The sequence below is a fragment of the Amycolatopsis samaneae genome, assembly GCF_039541975.1.
Lineage (GTDB): Bacteria > Actinomycetota > Actinomycetes > Mycobacteriales > Pseudonocardiaceae > Amycolatopsis > Amycolatopsis samaneae.
On the sequence record NZ_BAABHG010000004.1, the window covers coordinates 1 to 14311 of the forward strand.

A 14311-nucleotide genomic window follows, 5' to 3' on the forward strand; every position below is an offset into this window, starting at 1 on the left:
CCGCTTGCCACCTCGATCCACCCATTCCCGTGAATCAGGCTGCCCTCAGCTTCACCGAACTGCTGTGACAATTCAGCGTCAGAGGCCTTTCACCTCCACTCGGATACTCACGCGCCTCATGGCGCACAAAAACAATGTGATGCGCCGTGCATTGGTAGGCGGGTGCTTCGCAGGCGGGGAAGGCGCATCCGCGGTCGCGGTGGTTGAGGGCGCGGCGGATGGCGGGGGTGACGAGCCGCTGCGCCCGCCCGACGTCGAGGGGTTCGCTGTGCGTGCCGAGAACCATGGGGATGATTTTGGCGTCGCAGGCCAGTCGTCGGGCTTGGGTGGCGGTGATCTCGCCGAGTGGGTCGAGGGTGGCCTGCCCGATGCCGGTGCGTAGTTCCTCCAGGCCGACGGTGACGACGATGTGGGTGGCTTCCCCGGCCTGGGTCGGCAGGTCGGGATGTTCGGCCCACATGCGGACGAGTTCGGAGAGGGCGTGTCCGCGTCGTTCCCACGGCGACCGGGTGTCGCGGCCTTCGGTTTCGGTGGCGGGCCGGGGTTTCGCCAGCGGATCCATCATCGCTTGTAGCCGTGCGGAGGTCTCGTCGTCGACGCGGGCCTTGATCTGGTGTCCGCCGTCGCGGTGCGGGGCGATGGAGAACTCGGGCCGGAAGGGTTTCGGGTCCGGGTTCTTCGGCTCCGGCCCGTCCGGATCGAGCTGAGCCAGCAACCGCGCCCCGGCCTTGTCGATCTCCCGGGTTCCGGCCGTGCGGGCGAGTTCGGCGAGGATCTTCTCCGCCTCGTCCCGCTCACCCTCCGGCAGTGCCTTCGGGAGTTTCCCCAACACTCGGAGGATGCTGTCGATCTGTGCGGCACCGACCGCGCCCTCCGCCGCCGCGAGCGCCGTCGCAGGCGCGGCGGGCGGTTGCTCACCGGCGGTCAGATCCCGGGTGCCGTTCAACGCCACCGCCCGCGCCGCACGGGCTTTCGCCTCGGAGAACGGAAGCTGCAGCGTCTCACACAACAACCGCGCCAGACTCCCATACCCGGTGACCTCCCGAACGCCCCGGCGTTCCAGCTCGGCCAGGATTTCTCCCTGCCGCGCCGCCAAACGTCGCTGCTGCCGTTCGGTGCGGACGAGTTCGGACAGCAGGCAGTCGGCATCCTCGCGCCACCACTCGGTGCGCGATGCCTGGGTGCCGATGCCGGTACTCACACCATCGACACTACCGACATAGTCGAACGCATGTAGCTACACGATAGCGTGAACATCGGGCGGAGGACCCGGCGGACACACGCCCGCGCCGCCGCACTTTTCCTGCGTAGCAAAGAAATTCCCGGTGCTCCCGGCCCCCGCCGTAGTCAGCCCGCGAACTCTCCGCGTTTCGTCACGCGGTTGGGATCAGAGGTGCGGGGCCATCTCGGTCCTTTGTGGACTCCGACGCTGCGCAGGGGCCCTTGAGGGCTGAACGCCGCGAAGGACCCCTTCACGGCGTTCAGCGCCGGTAAGGAGTCCTTCACAGCATCACGGTGGTGGGGGTGTCGGAACGCGTGCGTCCTGAACGGGCCGTTCGGGACGTTCAGCGCCCCCATCGCGTCATTCGAGACGTCCCGAAAGCAGTAGCGGCGGCGCCCGTTCCCAGGGACGCCCCGGGCGCACTCACCGCACCGAGGGACGCCCCCGTCGCACCCAGCGCACCAACGGCGTCCCTCGGCACACCGGCCACCTGCCCAAGCGCCCCACCCTCACCGAACAACCACCACCGAAACGCTGTGAAGGACCCCTTCAGAGCATGAGGTGCGCTTCGAGAAACCTCAGTGAGAACGCTTCAGTACCACGGTGTTGGCGATGGCCCCGGTATGCGTGTTGATCGTATGGCTGCCGTCGAGGTCGTCAGGGCCGGGATGACGGACGAGAGCGCCGCAGATCCGGCCGTCGACCAGGAACGGTGACAGCACACAGGGCAGCCGCGTCGCTGCCCGGCACCCCGAATCCGGCGCGAAGAACGACATCGTGGTCCGGTCGGCGACCACCCGGCGCTGGAGGACGACGGTGTCCACACTGGACCTTTCGGCCAGCAGAGCCCGCCAGGTGCCACTGTCCACATCGGACCCGAACACCACGCCGTTCCCGCTGGATCCGGTGGCCGGCTTGAGAACCAGGTCCCCCTGTTCCCGTACCGCCGTCCGGAGCACGCCCGCGCGCCGGGAGGAGAGCTGGCCGGGGCCCGTCCACACCGTCCACGGGACGTGCGCCAGCACCAGGTCCCGATCGTGCCGGCCCAGCAGCGGAAGGTCCTCGTGGAGCCAGGCCAGCACCTGCTTGCTGCTGAGCAGGCGCATCGTCTCCGGGAAAAACAGCCGTACGGTGCCCGCCGCCTGCGCGCGGCCGATCGCCTCGACGCCGCCCGCGTCGTCCACGACCCCGGCACTGACGAACCAGTTGAACACGACGTCGACTCGCCGGCCGTCGGCGTACAGCCGGCCGTGCGCGCCGGTGCGCACCCGGCTGAGGTCCGCCACGACGACGTCGACGCCGCATCGCCGCGCGTCCTCCACGGTCGGGCGGAGATAGGCGCGCAGCGCGCGCCGGGTACCGAGCTTGCGTGCCTGCCCGCCCGTACTGCGCCAGGTCGGCACCAGTACCCGGGCCGGGGGCGGCGCCACCTGCCTGAGCAGCGCCGAACGGGCTCGCAGCACCGGCCGCGCCGCGACGAGCGGCTCCCCCGCCCAGAGCCGGACGTACGCGGCGGCCATCCGGTCGAGGGCGGGGATACCGTAGAGGGGGATCGCGATGTTCAGTTCCACGAACCGCGGGATTCCTTGGCAGAGCAGCACATCCGGGCGGGCGATCGGCACCGGCGCCGCGTGGGTCAGCGGCTGCGCCGGATCCAGCAGACGCAGCGATCGCCGGTCGGCCATGACCGCGCACAGTTCGCCCGCCGTGGCGGCGCGGCGGCGGCAGCAGTCCACCGCGAGACGCAGCAGGCGCGACGTCACGGTGCCGAGCGCCGCGTAGGCCGCCGCGTCGAGGACGAGCGGGCGCGAGGGCTGCCAGACGCGGCCGCGCTGCCAGCCCTCCTCGGCACCGAACGGCCAGCGTCCGGCCGCGACACGCCGGGCGAGGAACTCCGCCCGGCGGTCGGCGGACAACGTTTCCCAGCGGTCGCCGAGCACGGCGCTCATCCCGGCGGGCCCATCGCCGCGACCCGGGTCCGGTCGCCGACGGCGGTGAGGCCGACGACCCTGGTGGCCATGGTCAGCAGCGAGGGACGATGCGTGGTCATCACCACCGTCCGGCCGGCGACGAGCCTGGCCAGCGCGGCGACGACGAGTTCCTCGGCGTCGCGGTCCAGGCCGGAGGTCGGCTCGTCGAGCAGCACGATCGGCGCGTCGGCGAGCAGGGCGCGCGCGATGCCCACGCGCTGTCGCTGTCCGCCCGACAGCCCGACACCGCGATCACCGACCCTGGTCCGCAACCCGGCGGGCAGGTCGTCGGCGAAGTCGGCGACCCGCGCCGCCCGCGCGGCCCGCACGACGTCGGCGAGCGCGGCGTCCGGCCGGGAATAACGGATGTTGTCGGCCAGTGTGCCCGCGAACAGGAAGGTGTCCTGCAACACGGCGGTGACCTGCCGGTGCAGCCACTGCGGCGGCAGGTCACCGGTCGCGCGGCCGTCGATCCGCACCACCCCGCCGGTCGGCAGGTACAGGCCGGAGACCAGCGCCAGCGCCGTCGACTTCCCGACACCGTTGGGCCCGGTGAGTGCGATCCGCTCCCCCGCGCCGATGCTCAGGTCGAGCCGGCGCAGCGCGACCCGGTCGCCGTGTTCCATGCTGACACCGACGAAGTCGACGCGGCCTTCGGCCCGCCGGGGCGGCCTCGGCCCGCGCCGAGGGGCCGGCCGGTGCGTGACCGTCGGCTCGTCGAGGATCGCGATGATCCGTTCCGCCGAGGCGTGCCCCTGCGCGAAGACCATCGACACCTTCGACAGTGACCGCAGCGGCGTCACCATGCCCGCCAGGTAGCTCATCGCCACCACCAGCTGACCGATGCTCCACTGTCCACTCAGGACACCCATCCCGCCGACCCACAGCAGGGCCGCGACGCAGACGGCGGTGGCCGACTCCAGCAGGGGCACGCGGCGGGCCTGGATGTCGGCGGCCACGAGCCCCTCCCGCAGCACACCCACGCTCCGGGTGGCGAAGTGCTCGTCGTGCAGTTCGTGACGGCCGAAGGTGTGCACCGTGCCGATGCCGTGCAGGACCTCGGTGACCACCGCGGCCAGCCTTCCCTCGGCCTCCCGCTGGCCGCGGGCCGCCCGGTGGCCGCGCCGGTGGTTGCGGGCGCCGGTCAGGTAGACCACCGGGATGCACCCGAGGCCGATCAGCCCGAACCGCCAGTCCAGCAACAGCAACGCCACCGCGTAACTGCCCGCCGCGAGCACACCGGGGCACAGCATCGAGAACAACACCACCAGGCTTTCCTTGATCCGATCGCAGTCGGTGATCACCCGGCTGGTCGATTCCCCGACGGCCTGACGGTCGTGGTAGCTCATGGGCAGCCGCTGCAGATGGGCGAAGGTCTCGCACCGGATCGACGAGCTCATCCGCTCACCGACCGCGTTCAGCACCCGATCGCCGGCGTAGTCGAAACCCGCGGACACCAGCGCCACCAGCACGACGGCCCCGGCGGCGGTGGTCAGCATGGCCGTGGTGCCGGTGCCGAACGCGTCCAGCAGCGGCGCCAGCGGATTGTGTGATCGGCTGCCGCCGAGCACCCGGTCGATGACGGCCGCGACCGGCCACGGCGTGGCGAGGTCGGCGGCCATCTCCCCGAGCCGGAGCGCGAACCCCGCCACGAGCATGCCGCGATGCCGGTTGCCGAACCTGCCGAACAGCCTCGACACCGGCCCGCGTGGCCACGGTGCCCTCATCGGCCGCTCGCCGCGGGACGCAGCGCCCGGAACCGTTGGCGCAGCTCGACATTGCTCGCGTCCAGCCCGATGCCGTGGTCGGCCATCGCGGCCAGTACCACCGGCGCCAGCCCGCAGTCCGCGGCGACCACGGCCCGCAGCAGCTCGCTGAACTGCGTGCGGCGGAACCGTTCGTCGGGCTGTCGCGCGGAGCGGGCGCCCAGCCCCGCCAGGCCGAGCAGCACCATGCGCAGGAAGCGTTCGGCGTCCCCGCTCGGCACCCGGAGGTAGGCCGTCCACAGCGCCGAGGCCCAGATGGTGCCGTTGGCGTGCGCCAGCCCACCGGAACCCGGCCGCAGGTAGGCCATCGTCCAGCGGCGCTGCAGCAGGCGCCGTCGCGGATCCGAGGCGGGCAGATGGGCGCGATGCCAGCGGTACAGGTCCGGCGTGCCGAGCATGAACGCCGCCAGGAAGTCCGCGGTGCCCTCGTCCAGCGCGACCTTGCCGTTGTGCTGGTCGTCCGCGTGCCGCCACCGGTTGACCCGGAAATCGGCGGTGTGCCGGCAGATGTGGTGGCCGACCTCGTGCAGCACGATCGCCGTGTTGTGCGCGGGCGCGTGGAAATACGCGGCGCCGCGGCCGGTCGTGGGCAGGTACCGCTGTCCGCCACCGAGGTGGACCTCACCGGCCGCCGCCAGCGGGGACGACTCCGCCGGGGACGCCGCCCCCGGCAGCCGGTAGTGGCCACCGCCCCAGCGCCGGGACGGCGAGTCATGCAGCCCGATCCGCAGCGACAGCCGGGGCAGCGGCCGTTGCAGTACGTGGGCCGCGCGCCGCAGCAGTAGCTGCGCCCAGAAAGCGGCGTTGCCGAGGCCGAAGGCCCGCGCCTGCCGATCCGCCCGCGCCGTCGCCAGCGGGCCGCCGCCCGCCGCCGGATCGAAGACGAAATCGTTCCCGCACAACAACTCCCCGCCACGCTCATCGCGCACGGTCACCTCCGCGCAGGCCAGTTCGGCGTGGCCCGTCACGGTCGCGTCCAGCTCGGCTTCGCCGAGCCGTCCCGGACCGGAATGCCCGTCCGGCCGGTACACCGCGATCCGGATCACGCCGCCCCCGCCACGAGTTCCACCGCGCTTCCCCCGGCGAGCTGCCCCGCCGACAGCACCGGCAGCCCGGTGGCCGCGGCGGCCTCACGCGCCCCCAGCGCGCTCGCCGTCACCAGGCCGCTGACGGCCACGACCCGGACACCCAGCTCGGCCAGCAGATCGGCGCCCGCCCGCGCCGCCAGCGCGTCCGCGACGGAAAGCACCGCGCCGCCGCAGAAGCCGGGCAGGGCCGCGGCGAGCCCCCGGGTCTCCGGCTGCAGCAGGCCGTCCGCGATCTCCAGCACGATCGCGTCCGCGCCGTCGTGCCCCAGCGCGTCCCGCATGGCGACCATCGCCGCTTCGAGGCGCGCGGCGGGATAGCCGAAGGTCGAGGCCATGCCGAAGTCGAGGAAGTCGACGACGTGCCGCGCGCCGGCGTCGCAGTACGCCCACCGGTCCTTGCCGCTGCCCGAACCGGTGACCTTCGCGGCCCCAGCCACCAGCCCCGCGCGGGTCCAGCCCTCGACGAGCGCGGCGGCCGTCGTCGTCTTCCCCGAGTTCATCGAGGAGCCGACCACCACGAGGACCCGCGAGACCGGCACGGGTGAGCCCGGCGGAGGCGTGGGCCGCGCGAAATCGTCCAGGGACAGCGGCCGGTCGTCCGCGCCGGTCAGCGCGCCCAGCACGGCGAGCTCCGTCGGCGGGTCAACCCCGGTGCGCCGGGACACGGCGGTGCCGATCACCCCGCCCGTGGTCAGCAACTGGGCCCTCGGCCCGGGACGGTGGTAGCCCTCGTAGGCGTCGGTGGCGTAGCGGTTGCCACAGGCCCCCACCACGAGGTCCCCCGGATACAGCCGGACCCGCCTGCCGCTGGGGTCCTCGAGCCGGTCACGGCCCTCCACGCCGGTCACCTCGGCCACGATCAGGTCACCCAGTCCCGGCGGTTCACTGAGCCCGGTCAACCCGCATTGCCGAGGGTGATCGACCCTCCTGGTGACGTAACTCCATTTCGCGGCACACAGACTTTTCATCAGCGCTCCAGCAAGAGACGGTCTCGTCCGACGAGACCGGTGCGTCAACGGCGAATGTGTCGGCGTTTCGGGGCGTGGGATGACGAAGCCGCTATTAATTCCTCTCTCGCCGGTACCACCGGTACCGGCGCTTCCGGAGAATTGTTCGACAGGATCGGCGCGAACCACAGATACCGATCGGGGTTTTTCGCCGCGGCTGTCACACTTTCGCAGCATCTGCGAGCCGGACAATTCCGCACGGCGCGGAGAGGTCGCCAACAGTGTCAGGGATGGCGCCGGGATCGTTGCGGGAGCAGGACAACGCCGGCGCGGCCGGAAACCTTCGACAGTACAAAGTCTTTCGGGCGCAACCTCTCGGCAGCAACACACTGTGGGCATCACTACCAAGATCCGGACAATCGGCAGCATACCACAGACACCCCGCCACCGAGGCCGGCGAAGACGCGGACACTACCTTCGTCGGACACCCGGACGCGCCAACGTCAACACTTCCGAGACGGTGAAAGAATTCTTGTTGCCTCCGGCCCGAATCCATCGAAACTGACCCGTTCGTGGGAGAATTCCCCCATCCGGTCAACCAGACCGCTTCGCTTCGTACCGGAGAACGGATTCGTCCACGCGGCGGCGGATTCCCAGAGTGCGGGACGCGGATGTCCCGAACGCTCCGTTGAGGACGGTGAACGTCGCGCACGAAGCGTCCGGGACACCGGTGACGCGGCCGCGGGGTCAGTTCACCAGCACGATCTTCCCGCGGGCGCGGCGGCTCTCGCTCAGTTCGTGCGCGGCCGCGGCCTCGGCGAGCGGGAACTCGGCCGCGATCGGCACCCGCAGCCTGCCCTCCCCGGCGAGCCCGGCCGCGACCTCCAACCCGTACGGCGCCATCGCGTCGGCGGACCCGACCGCCGAGTCGTCGGCCGGCGCGCTGTGCGACAGGTGCACGCCGTGCGAGGCCGCGTCGAAGTCGGCGATCGTGACCACCCGCGAGGCGTCCCCGGCGATGGCGACGAGGTCGGGCAGTGCCCCGCCCGCACAGTCGAACACCGCGTCCACCCCGCCCGGCGCCAGCGCGCGGACCCGCTCCCGCAGCCCCGGACCGTACGTCGTGGGCTCCGCGCCGAGCGAGCGCAGGAGGTCGTGGTTGTGTTCCCCCGCCGTGCCGATCACCGTGGCGCCGCGAGCGGCCGCCAGCTGGACCGCGATCGTGCCGACCCCGCCGGCCGCGCCCTGCACCAGCACGGTGTGCCCGGCCCCGGCCGCGAGCAGGTCGAGCACCCTGGTGGCGGTCTCCACGTTGCCCGCGGCACCGCCCGCCTCCGCCCAGCTCCACGCCGCGGGTTTGGGCGCCCACATGCCCAGCACCGCGTGGTCGGCGTTGGCCCCGCCGGGCGGCACGGTCATCGGGATCATGCCGAACACCTCGTCGCCGGGCGCGACACCCGTGACGCCGGCGCCGATCTCGTCCACCACCCCCGCCGCGTCGACACCTGTCGTGTGCGGAAACGGCGTGGCCACGATGCCGGCCAGCCGTCCGGCCCGGAGGTAGGTGTCCGCCGGGGTGAGCCCCGACGCCCGGACGGCGATCCGGATCTCGCCGGGCCCGGCGTGCGGTTCCCCGACCTCCGCGACACGCAGGACGCCGGGCGGGCCGAATTCGGAAAACTGAACAGCTCTCATGAACCCGACGCTAACCAGGCATCCCCGTTCCGAGGTTAAAGTGAGAAAGGTGACGGCAGAAGTGATCACCCCGCTGCGTTCGGACGCCAGCGACAACCGGATGCGCATCCTCGTCGCCGCCCGTACGGCCTTCCTGGCCGAGGGCCTCGACGTGCCGGTCCGCGAGATCGCCCGGCGTGCCCAGGTGAGCGTCGCGACCGTCTACCGGCGCTTCCCGACCAAGGAGGCGCTGTTCACCGAGGCGTTCACCGAGCAGATGTCCCTGTGCTCGGAGATCGTCGGGGACGCGCTGGCGGAGCCCGACCCCTGGCGCGGGTTCAGCATGATGATCGAAAGGGTCATGGAGGCGAACGCCCGCGACCGGGGTTTCCGCGCGTTCCTCGCGCGTCTTCCCGAGGCGATCGGCCGCGCCGCCGACCGCGACCACACCCTGCGCATGGTGCTCGACCTCGTCCGGCGTGCGAAGGAGGCGGGCGAACTGCGGCCGGACATCGTGCTGGAGGACATCGTGCTCGCGCTGATGGCGAACGAAGGCATCCGCGCCTCCTCGCCCGAACAGCGGGCGGCGGCTTCACGTCGCTTCGCGGGCCTGATCCTCCAGTCGTTCCGCGCGCACTCGGTCCCGGCGCCGCTCCCGCCGCCGGTCCGCCTCCCGCTGCCGGTCCTCTGAGGACGTCATCGGTCCACAAAGGACAAGCTCGCCGTGCTCAGCGACTTCCTCGGCCCGTACCGGCGGGCATGAGGACGGTGGAGGTGAACGGACCGGCGTGCGCGGCGGCGTGGCCGACCGCCTCGTTGACCTCGTCGAGGCCGAACCGGGTGATCCGCTCGGCGCCGAGGTCCAGCGTGCCCGATCCGGCGAGCCGGATGATGCCCGTGTTCGCCGTGCGCGGGTACATCCACTGCCCCCGCACGGTGATCGAATTGCGCATGATCCACGGGTACGGCAGGGCGAAATCGTCGCCGCCGAGCATGCCGACGCCGCCCATGAGCACGACCCGGCCGTACTCGCGCACGGTCATCGCCGCCACCCTCGTCACCGCGCTGGGCGCGCCCGGTGGCAGCAGGTCCAGCACCACGTCGACCGGGCCACCGGCCGCGGCGGACATCGCGGCCCGGTCGGCGTCCTCCTCGCCGGTGAGCCCGACCGGGCACACGCGGGGGCCGAACCGGTCCGCGAGCCGGTCCAGCACGGCCCGGTTCCGGCCGGGGGCGACCACCCGGCCCGCCCCCATCGCGAGCCCGACCGCCACCGCCCGGCCGCCGAGGTTCCCCGTCGCCCCACTGATCAGCAGCGTCTCGCCCGCTGCGAGCCCGCCCGCGAGCAGCCCGCCGTAGGGGATGGCGTACACGCCCAGCGTGGCCCAGCGGGCGGGATCCTCCGCCGCCGACGCGGGCAGCGGGTACACGTTCTCGGTCGGCAGGCGCGTGAACTCCGCGAACGACCCGTCGTGCCACTGCCGGGAGAGCCGCAGGCCACCCTCACCACGCGAACTCCAGCCCTGCAACGTGATGTCCGGGGTATGGGCGTCGTCGCGGGCCCGCACCGTCAGATCGCACAGCACCAGGTCACCGGCACGCAGTTTCGTGGCGTCCCGGCCGATGCGCGCGATCCGGCCCACACAGCCGGCGCCGGGCACCACCGGCGGTTCGAGCGGGTAGTTCCGCTTGCCGCCGAACACTTCCCCGGCGTACGGGAACACACAGGTCGCGAGAACCTCGACCACCACCTCACCACCACCGGCCTCGACGTCGGGTACCTCCCCGACCGTCAACGGGCTGCCGAACGCCGTCAGTACCGCTGCTCGCATCTCGATGTCCTCCCTGTCGATCCGCCTTCGACGGTAGAAGCGCACCTGCCATGCGCCAAGCGAAGATCTGGCATAGCTGGTATGCGTGGTACGCATGGACGTGTCGAGTGCCAGCCTGCGGGTGCTGCGCCAGGTCGCCGAATCGGGGAGCTTCACCGCGGCGGCGGTGCGGCTCGGCTACACGCAGTCGGCGATCTCCCGTCAGGCAGTGGCCCTCGAACGGGCCGTGGGCGCCACCCTGTTCGACCGGCGCCCCGACGGCGTGCGGCTCACCCCGGCCGGGCTGACGCTGCTGCGGCACGCCCGCGCGATCCTGGACTCCGTCGCCGCGGCCGAGCACGACCTGACCGGCACCACCCCGCGGGTCGAGCGCGTCCGGCTCGGCGTCGTCCTGAGCGCGGGCGCGGCTCTGCTGCCCGCCGCGCTCACCCGGCTCGCGGCGGCCGATCCCCGGATCCGGGTGAGCACGCGCGAGGGCACCACGCCCGGCCTGGTCCGGGCGCTGCGCGCGGGCTCGCTCGACCTCGCCGTGCTGACCTCGCGCCCGCCGCACCGGCCGCCGGACGGCGAATCGCCGCGTCTGCACCTGGAAACCGTCGAGGACACCGAACTGTTCGTCGCCGCGGCGAGCACCGGCGCGTTCGCCGGGCGCGCGTCGGTGCACGTCGACGAACTGGTCGGCGCGGACTGGATCGCGACGCCCTCGCCGGGTTCGGAACCGACGCTGGGTGTCTGGCCCGGCCTGCCCGGGCGCGCCCGCGTCGTGCACAACGCCCGCGACTGGCTGACCAAACTGCACCTCGTCGCGGCCGGTCTCGGTGTCACCACGGTCCCGGCCGGGCTGGCGCCGGTGCTGCCGCCCGGGGTCACCCTGCTGCGGGTCGACGGCGCGCCCCGCGAAATCCGCCGGGTCCTCGTGGCGCGGCTCCCCGGCCGGACGGCACCGGCGATCACCGCGGTCACCGCCGCGCTCACCGGTCCGTAGTGCGCGGCGGCCCCGGTCAGCGGCCGTTCAGGCGCAGCGTCGCGACGGCGCCGACCGTGACGTGGCCACGCCATTCGAGCGACGCGGCGGCCGAGTAGCTGGTGAAGTCGACGACCCAGCCACCGTCCTGCCGCTGGCCGCGTTCCACCCGGTCGAGATCGTCCGACACCGCTTGGGGATCGAGGAGGCGGCGGACCGGCCGTCCGGGTTCGGGCGCGTAGCCGAGCGGGTGAATCGCCTCGCCCTCGGCGCCGCCGACCACGGCGAGCGAGCCGTCGGCCGGCACGAACCGGCCGAGGTGGTCGAGCAGTTCGTGGGCCTCCGGGTGCGTGTCGGACGCGACGTCGAGGAACTGGAGCGCGAAGGAAAGCACGTACGCGAACGGGATTTCGTCGATGCGGCGGATCGCGTCGAAGCAGTACCGCGTCACCTTGCCCAGCCACGGATGGTCCCGGACGGCCTCGTCCCAGCGCGCGACGCGGTGGGCCTGCGCGGCGACCGCGGCGGTGATCTGCAACGACGACTCCGTGGGGTCCGCCGCGATCCAGAACGGGGCGCACGCCGCGGGATCGCGCACCGGGAGCGCGAAGGGCAGCCCGCCGTCGGGCAGGGTGACCGTGTCCAGCCAGTCGAGCAGGGCGGTGGCGTGCGGCGAGGTCAGCGGACCGGCGTCGGCCATCGCCTCGAACGCGTGCAGCGCGCCGCCCGGCTGGCTTTCCGGCGCGCGCAGGTCCGGTTCGAGGCCCCAGCCATAGCCGCCGTCGGGATTCCGGTAGCCCTCCAGTCCATTGAGGACGGACAGGCGGGCGGCGTCGTCACCGGTGGTGACGGCCTCGAAGCGGCGTCGGTCGAGAACTCGCGCGTGCGCCGCCATGAACGATTCCGCGCGGCCGAGGTTGATGCTCATGGAGAAGACCCTGGCACCACCGGGCCCGGCCCGGCTTGAACGAAACGGCCAAGCCGCGGGAAACTACCCGGCCCGGGTGAGCGCGGCGGGAGTCCGGCCGGTGAGCGACCCGCACTCGCGGGTGAAGTGGGCCTGATCGGCGTAGCCCGCCGTCGCCGCGACCTCTCCGAGCGGTAGTCCAGCGCGCGCCAGGTGCAGGGCGTGCTGGAAACGGTGGATCCGCGTGAGCGTCTTGGGCCCGTAGCCGAAGAGCCGGTTGCTGAGCCGGCGCAGCGACCGCTCCGAGAGGCCGTGCAGCTCCGCCGTTTCCCGGACGTCCCTGCCCTCGCGCGCGGACCGGTCGAGCGAGGCCGCCGTCCGGAGCACGGAGCGCTCCGGGTCCGTCCTCGTCCACAGCGCGAGGAAAACCCGTTCCAACGCGTCGGCCGGGTCGTCCTCGAAGGACCATCCGTCGTTCCCGGGCGGCCGGACGAGCTCGGACAGCTCGACGCGCCGGTCGGTCAGTTCGGCCGTGGCCACGCCGAGCAGCGCGTGGGCCACGCCGGGCGCGAACCGGAGGCCGTGGGTCACCTCGCCGTCGGACACCGGCACCACCGTCGCCCCGGTGTCCGGGCCGGCCACGACGAGCCGGTTCTGGAACCACATCAGATCCAGCACGCCGTCGGGGACCACGCGCTGCTCCGGCCCGTCCGCGGTCACGCGCCACAACGTCGCGCCGGTCCTGGCGCCCCGCCTGGTCGCGTAGCTCCCCATGGGCGTTCAGCCCATCGCCGCGCGGTAGGGGCGGAAGAACGCGCGCAGTTCCTCCGCGTAGAGCTCCGGTTCCTCGAAAGCCGCGAAGTGGCCTCCCCGCGCGGGTTCGGTCGCCCGCACGACGTTCGCCGTGCGGTCCAGCCACGCCCGCGGCGGGCGGACGAGGTCACCGGGGAAGATCGAAAAACCGGAGGGCACCTCGACCCGGCGGGCGAGCTGCGCGGGCGCGATCGCGGCGTTCGCGCGGTACATCCGCATCGACGAGCCGATCGTCCCGGTGAGCCAGTAGAGCGTGATGTTCGTGAGGATCTCGTCCTTGGTGAAGCTCCGCTCGATGTCACCGTCGCAGTCGCTCCACGCCCGCAGCTTTTCGACGATCCACGCCGCGAGCCCGGCGGGCGAGTCGGTCAGCCCGAACGCGGCGGTCTGCGGTTTCGTCCGGTGCATGGCGGCGTAGGCGCCCTCGGCCGCGCCCCACGCCGCGACACTCTCCAGCCAGGCGCGCTCCTCCGGGGTGAGCTCCGCCGGGTCGCCGGTGAACACGGGCACCCCGGCGTCGGTGCGGTGCACGGCGACGACCCGGTCGGCGTGGTCGAGAGCGAGGTAGCGGCTCACGTGGCTGCCGATGTCCCCGCCCGCCGCGCCGAACCGCGAGTAGCCGAGGACGTCCATCAGCTCCGCCCACAGCCCGGCGACCGCGATGGAGTCGAGAGGCGCGGCGGGACGGTCGGAATAGCCGAAGCCGGGGACGTCGGGCACGACCACGTCGAACGCGTCGGCCGGGTCACCGCCGTGCGCGCCGGGATCGGTGAGCAGCGGGATGACCTTGCTGTAGCGCCAGAACGAGTCCGGCCAGCCGTGGGTGAGCACCAGCGGCGGCACGGGCCCGGCCGGCGCGACGGCGCGGACGTGCGCGTAGTGGATCCCCAGGCCGCCGACCCGGACCCGGAAGCGCGGGAACCGGGCGAGCGTCGCCTCCTGGACAGGCCAGTCGAACCCGTCCGCCCAGTAGGCGACGAGCTCGCGGAGGTAGGCGAGGTCGGTGCCGAGCGACCATCCGGCGTCCTCCGGCGCGTCCGGCCAGCGCGTAGCCCGCAGCCGCGCGCGAAGATCCTCCAGCACCGCGGGATCGGTCCGCGGGACGAACGGTTCGGGTGTCTCCGGCAT

General features: G+C 72.7%; 12 protein-coding genes. 2 read left to right on the top strand and 10 right to left on the bottom strand.

Features of this window, described 5'->3' with window-relative positions:
• Positions 1–34: 34 nt before the first annotated feature.
• The 6 genes from ABD987_RS10715 to ABD987_RS10740 all read right to left on the bottom strand — a co-directional run bounded on the left by ABD987_RS10715 (position 35) and on the right by ABD987_RS10740 (position 8688).
• A complete protein-coding gene (locus tag ABD987_RS10715; RefSeq protein ID WP_345389958.1) occupies positions 35–1201 on the bottom strand; it encodes an HNH endonuclease signature motif containing protein in 1167 nt (388 codons plus the stop codon).
• Positions 1202–1800: 599 nt separating this feature from the next.
• A complete protein-coding gene (locus tag ABD987_RS10720) occupies positions 1801–3171 on the bottom strand; it encodes a hypothetical protein (RefSeq protein WP_345389961.1) in 1371 nt (456 codons plus the stop codon).
• Complete coding sequence (locus ABD987_RS10725; protein ID WP_345389964.1) at positions 3168–4919, bottom strand: ABC transporter ATP-binding protein; 1752 nt, start codon at positions 4917–4919, stop codon at positions 3168–3170. The genes ABD987_RS10720 and ABD987_RS10725 overlap by 4 nt, the downstream gene beginning before the upstream one ends.
• Positions 4916–6004, bottom strand: a complete 1089-nt coding sequence (locus ABD987_RS10730; RefSeq protein ID WP_345389967.1) for a hypothetical protein — start codon at positions 6002–6004, stop codon at positions 4916–4918. Before ABD987_RS10730 ends, ABD987_RS10725 begins: the two co-directional genes overlap by 4 nt.
• Complete coding sequence (locus tag ABD987_RS10735; protein WP_345389970.1) at positions 6001–7014, bottom strand: DUF1611 domain-containing protein; 1014 nt, start codon at positions 7012–7014, stop codon at positions 6001–6003. The genes ABD987_RS10730 and ABD987_RS10735 overlap by 4 nt, the downstream gene beginning before the upstream one ends.
• A 726-nt stretch (positions 7015–7740) precedes the next feature.
• Positions 7741–8688 (bottom strand): NADP-dependent oxidoreductase, encoded by a 948-nt coding sequence (locus tag ABD987_RS10740; protein WP_345389973.1) that lies wholly within the window; start codon positions 8686–8688, stop codon positions 7741–7743.
• A gap of 49 nt (positions 8689–8737) precedes the next feature.
• Between ABD987_RS10740 and ABD987_RS10745 the strand changes: the two genes are divergently transcribed.
• Complete coding sequence (locus ABD987_RS10745; RefSeq protein ID WP_345389976.1) at positions 8738–9358, top strand: TetR/AcrR family transcriptional regulator; 621 nt, start codon at positions 8738–8740, stop codon at positions 9356–9358.
• A gap of 37 nt (positions 9359–9395) precedes the next feature.
• Here ABD987_RS10745 and ABD987_RS10750 read toward each other — a convergent pair whose 3' ends face one another.
• The gene (locus ABD987_RS10750; protein ID WP_345389979.1) at positions 9396–10499 is read right to left on the bottom strand and encodes an alcohol dehydrogenase catalytic domain-containing protein; all 1104 of its coding nucleotides are present in this window, start codon (positions 10497–10499) and stop codon (positions 9396–9398) included.
• A 94-nt stretch (positions 10500–10593) separates the two neighbouring features.
• Here ABD987_RS10750 and ABD987_RS10755 point away from each other — a divergent pair, with 94 nt between their 5' ends.
• Positions 10594–11484: a LysR family transcriptional regulator gene (locus ABD987_RS10755; protein ID WP_345389982.1), complete on the top strand. Its 891-nt coding sequence runs from the start codon at positions 10594–10596 to the stop codon at positions 11482–11484.
• Between the two features lie 16 nt (positions 11485–11500).
• On the opposite strand, the gene ABD987_RS10760 is transcribed toward ABD987_RS10755, so the two are convergent.
• The 3 genes from ABD987_RS10760 to ABD987_RS10770 all read right to left on the bottom strand — a co-directional run bounded on the left by ABD987_RS10760 (position 11501) and on the right by ABD987_RS10770 (position 14311).
• A complete protein-coding gene (locus ABD987_RS10760) occupies positions 11501–12391 on the bottom strand; it encodes a prenyltransferase/squalene oxidase repeat-containing protein (protein ID WP_345389985.1) in 891 nt (296 codons plus the stop codon).
• Between the two features lie 63 nt (positions 12392–12454).
• A complete protein-coding gene (locus ABD987_RS10765; protein WP_345389988.1) occupies positions 12455–13144 on the bottom strand; it encodes a helix-turn-helix domain-containing protein in 690 nt (229 codons plus the stop codon).
• 6 nt (positions 13145–13150) lie between these two features.
• Complete coding sequence (locus ABD987_RS10770) at positions 13151–14311, bottom strand: epoxide hydrolase family protein (protein WP_345389991.1); 1161 nt, start codon at positions 14309–14311, stop codon at positions 13151–13153.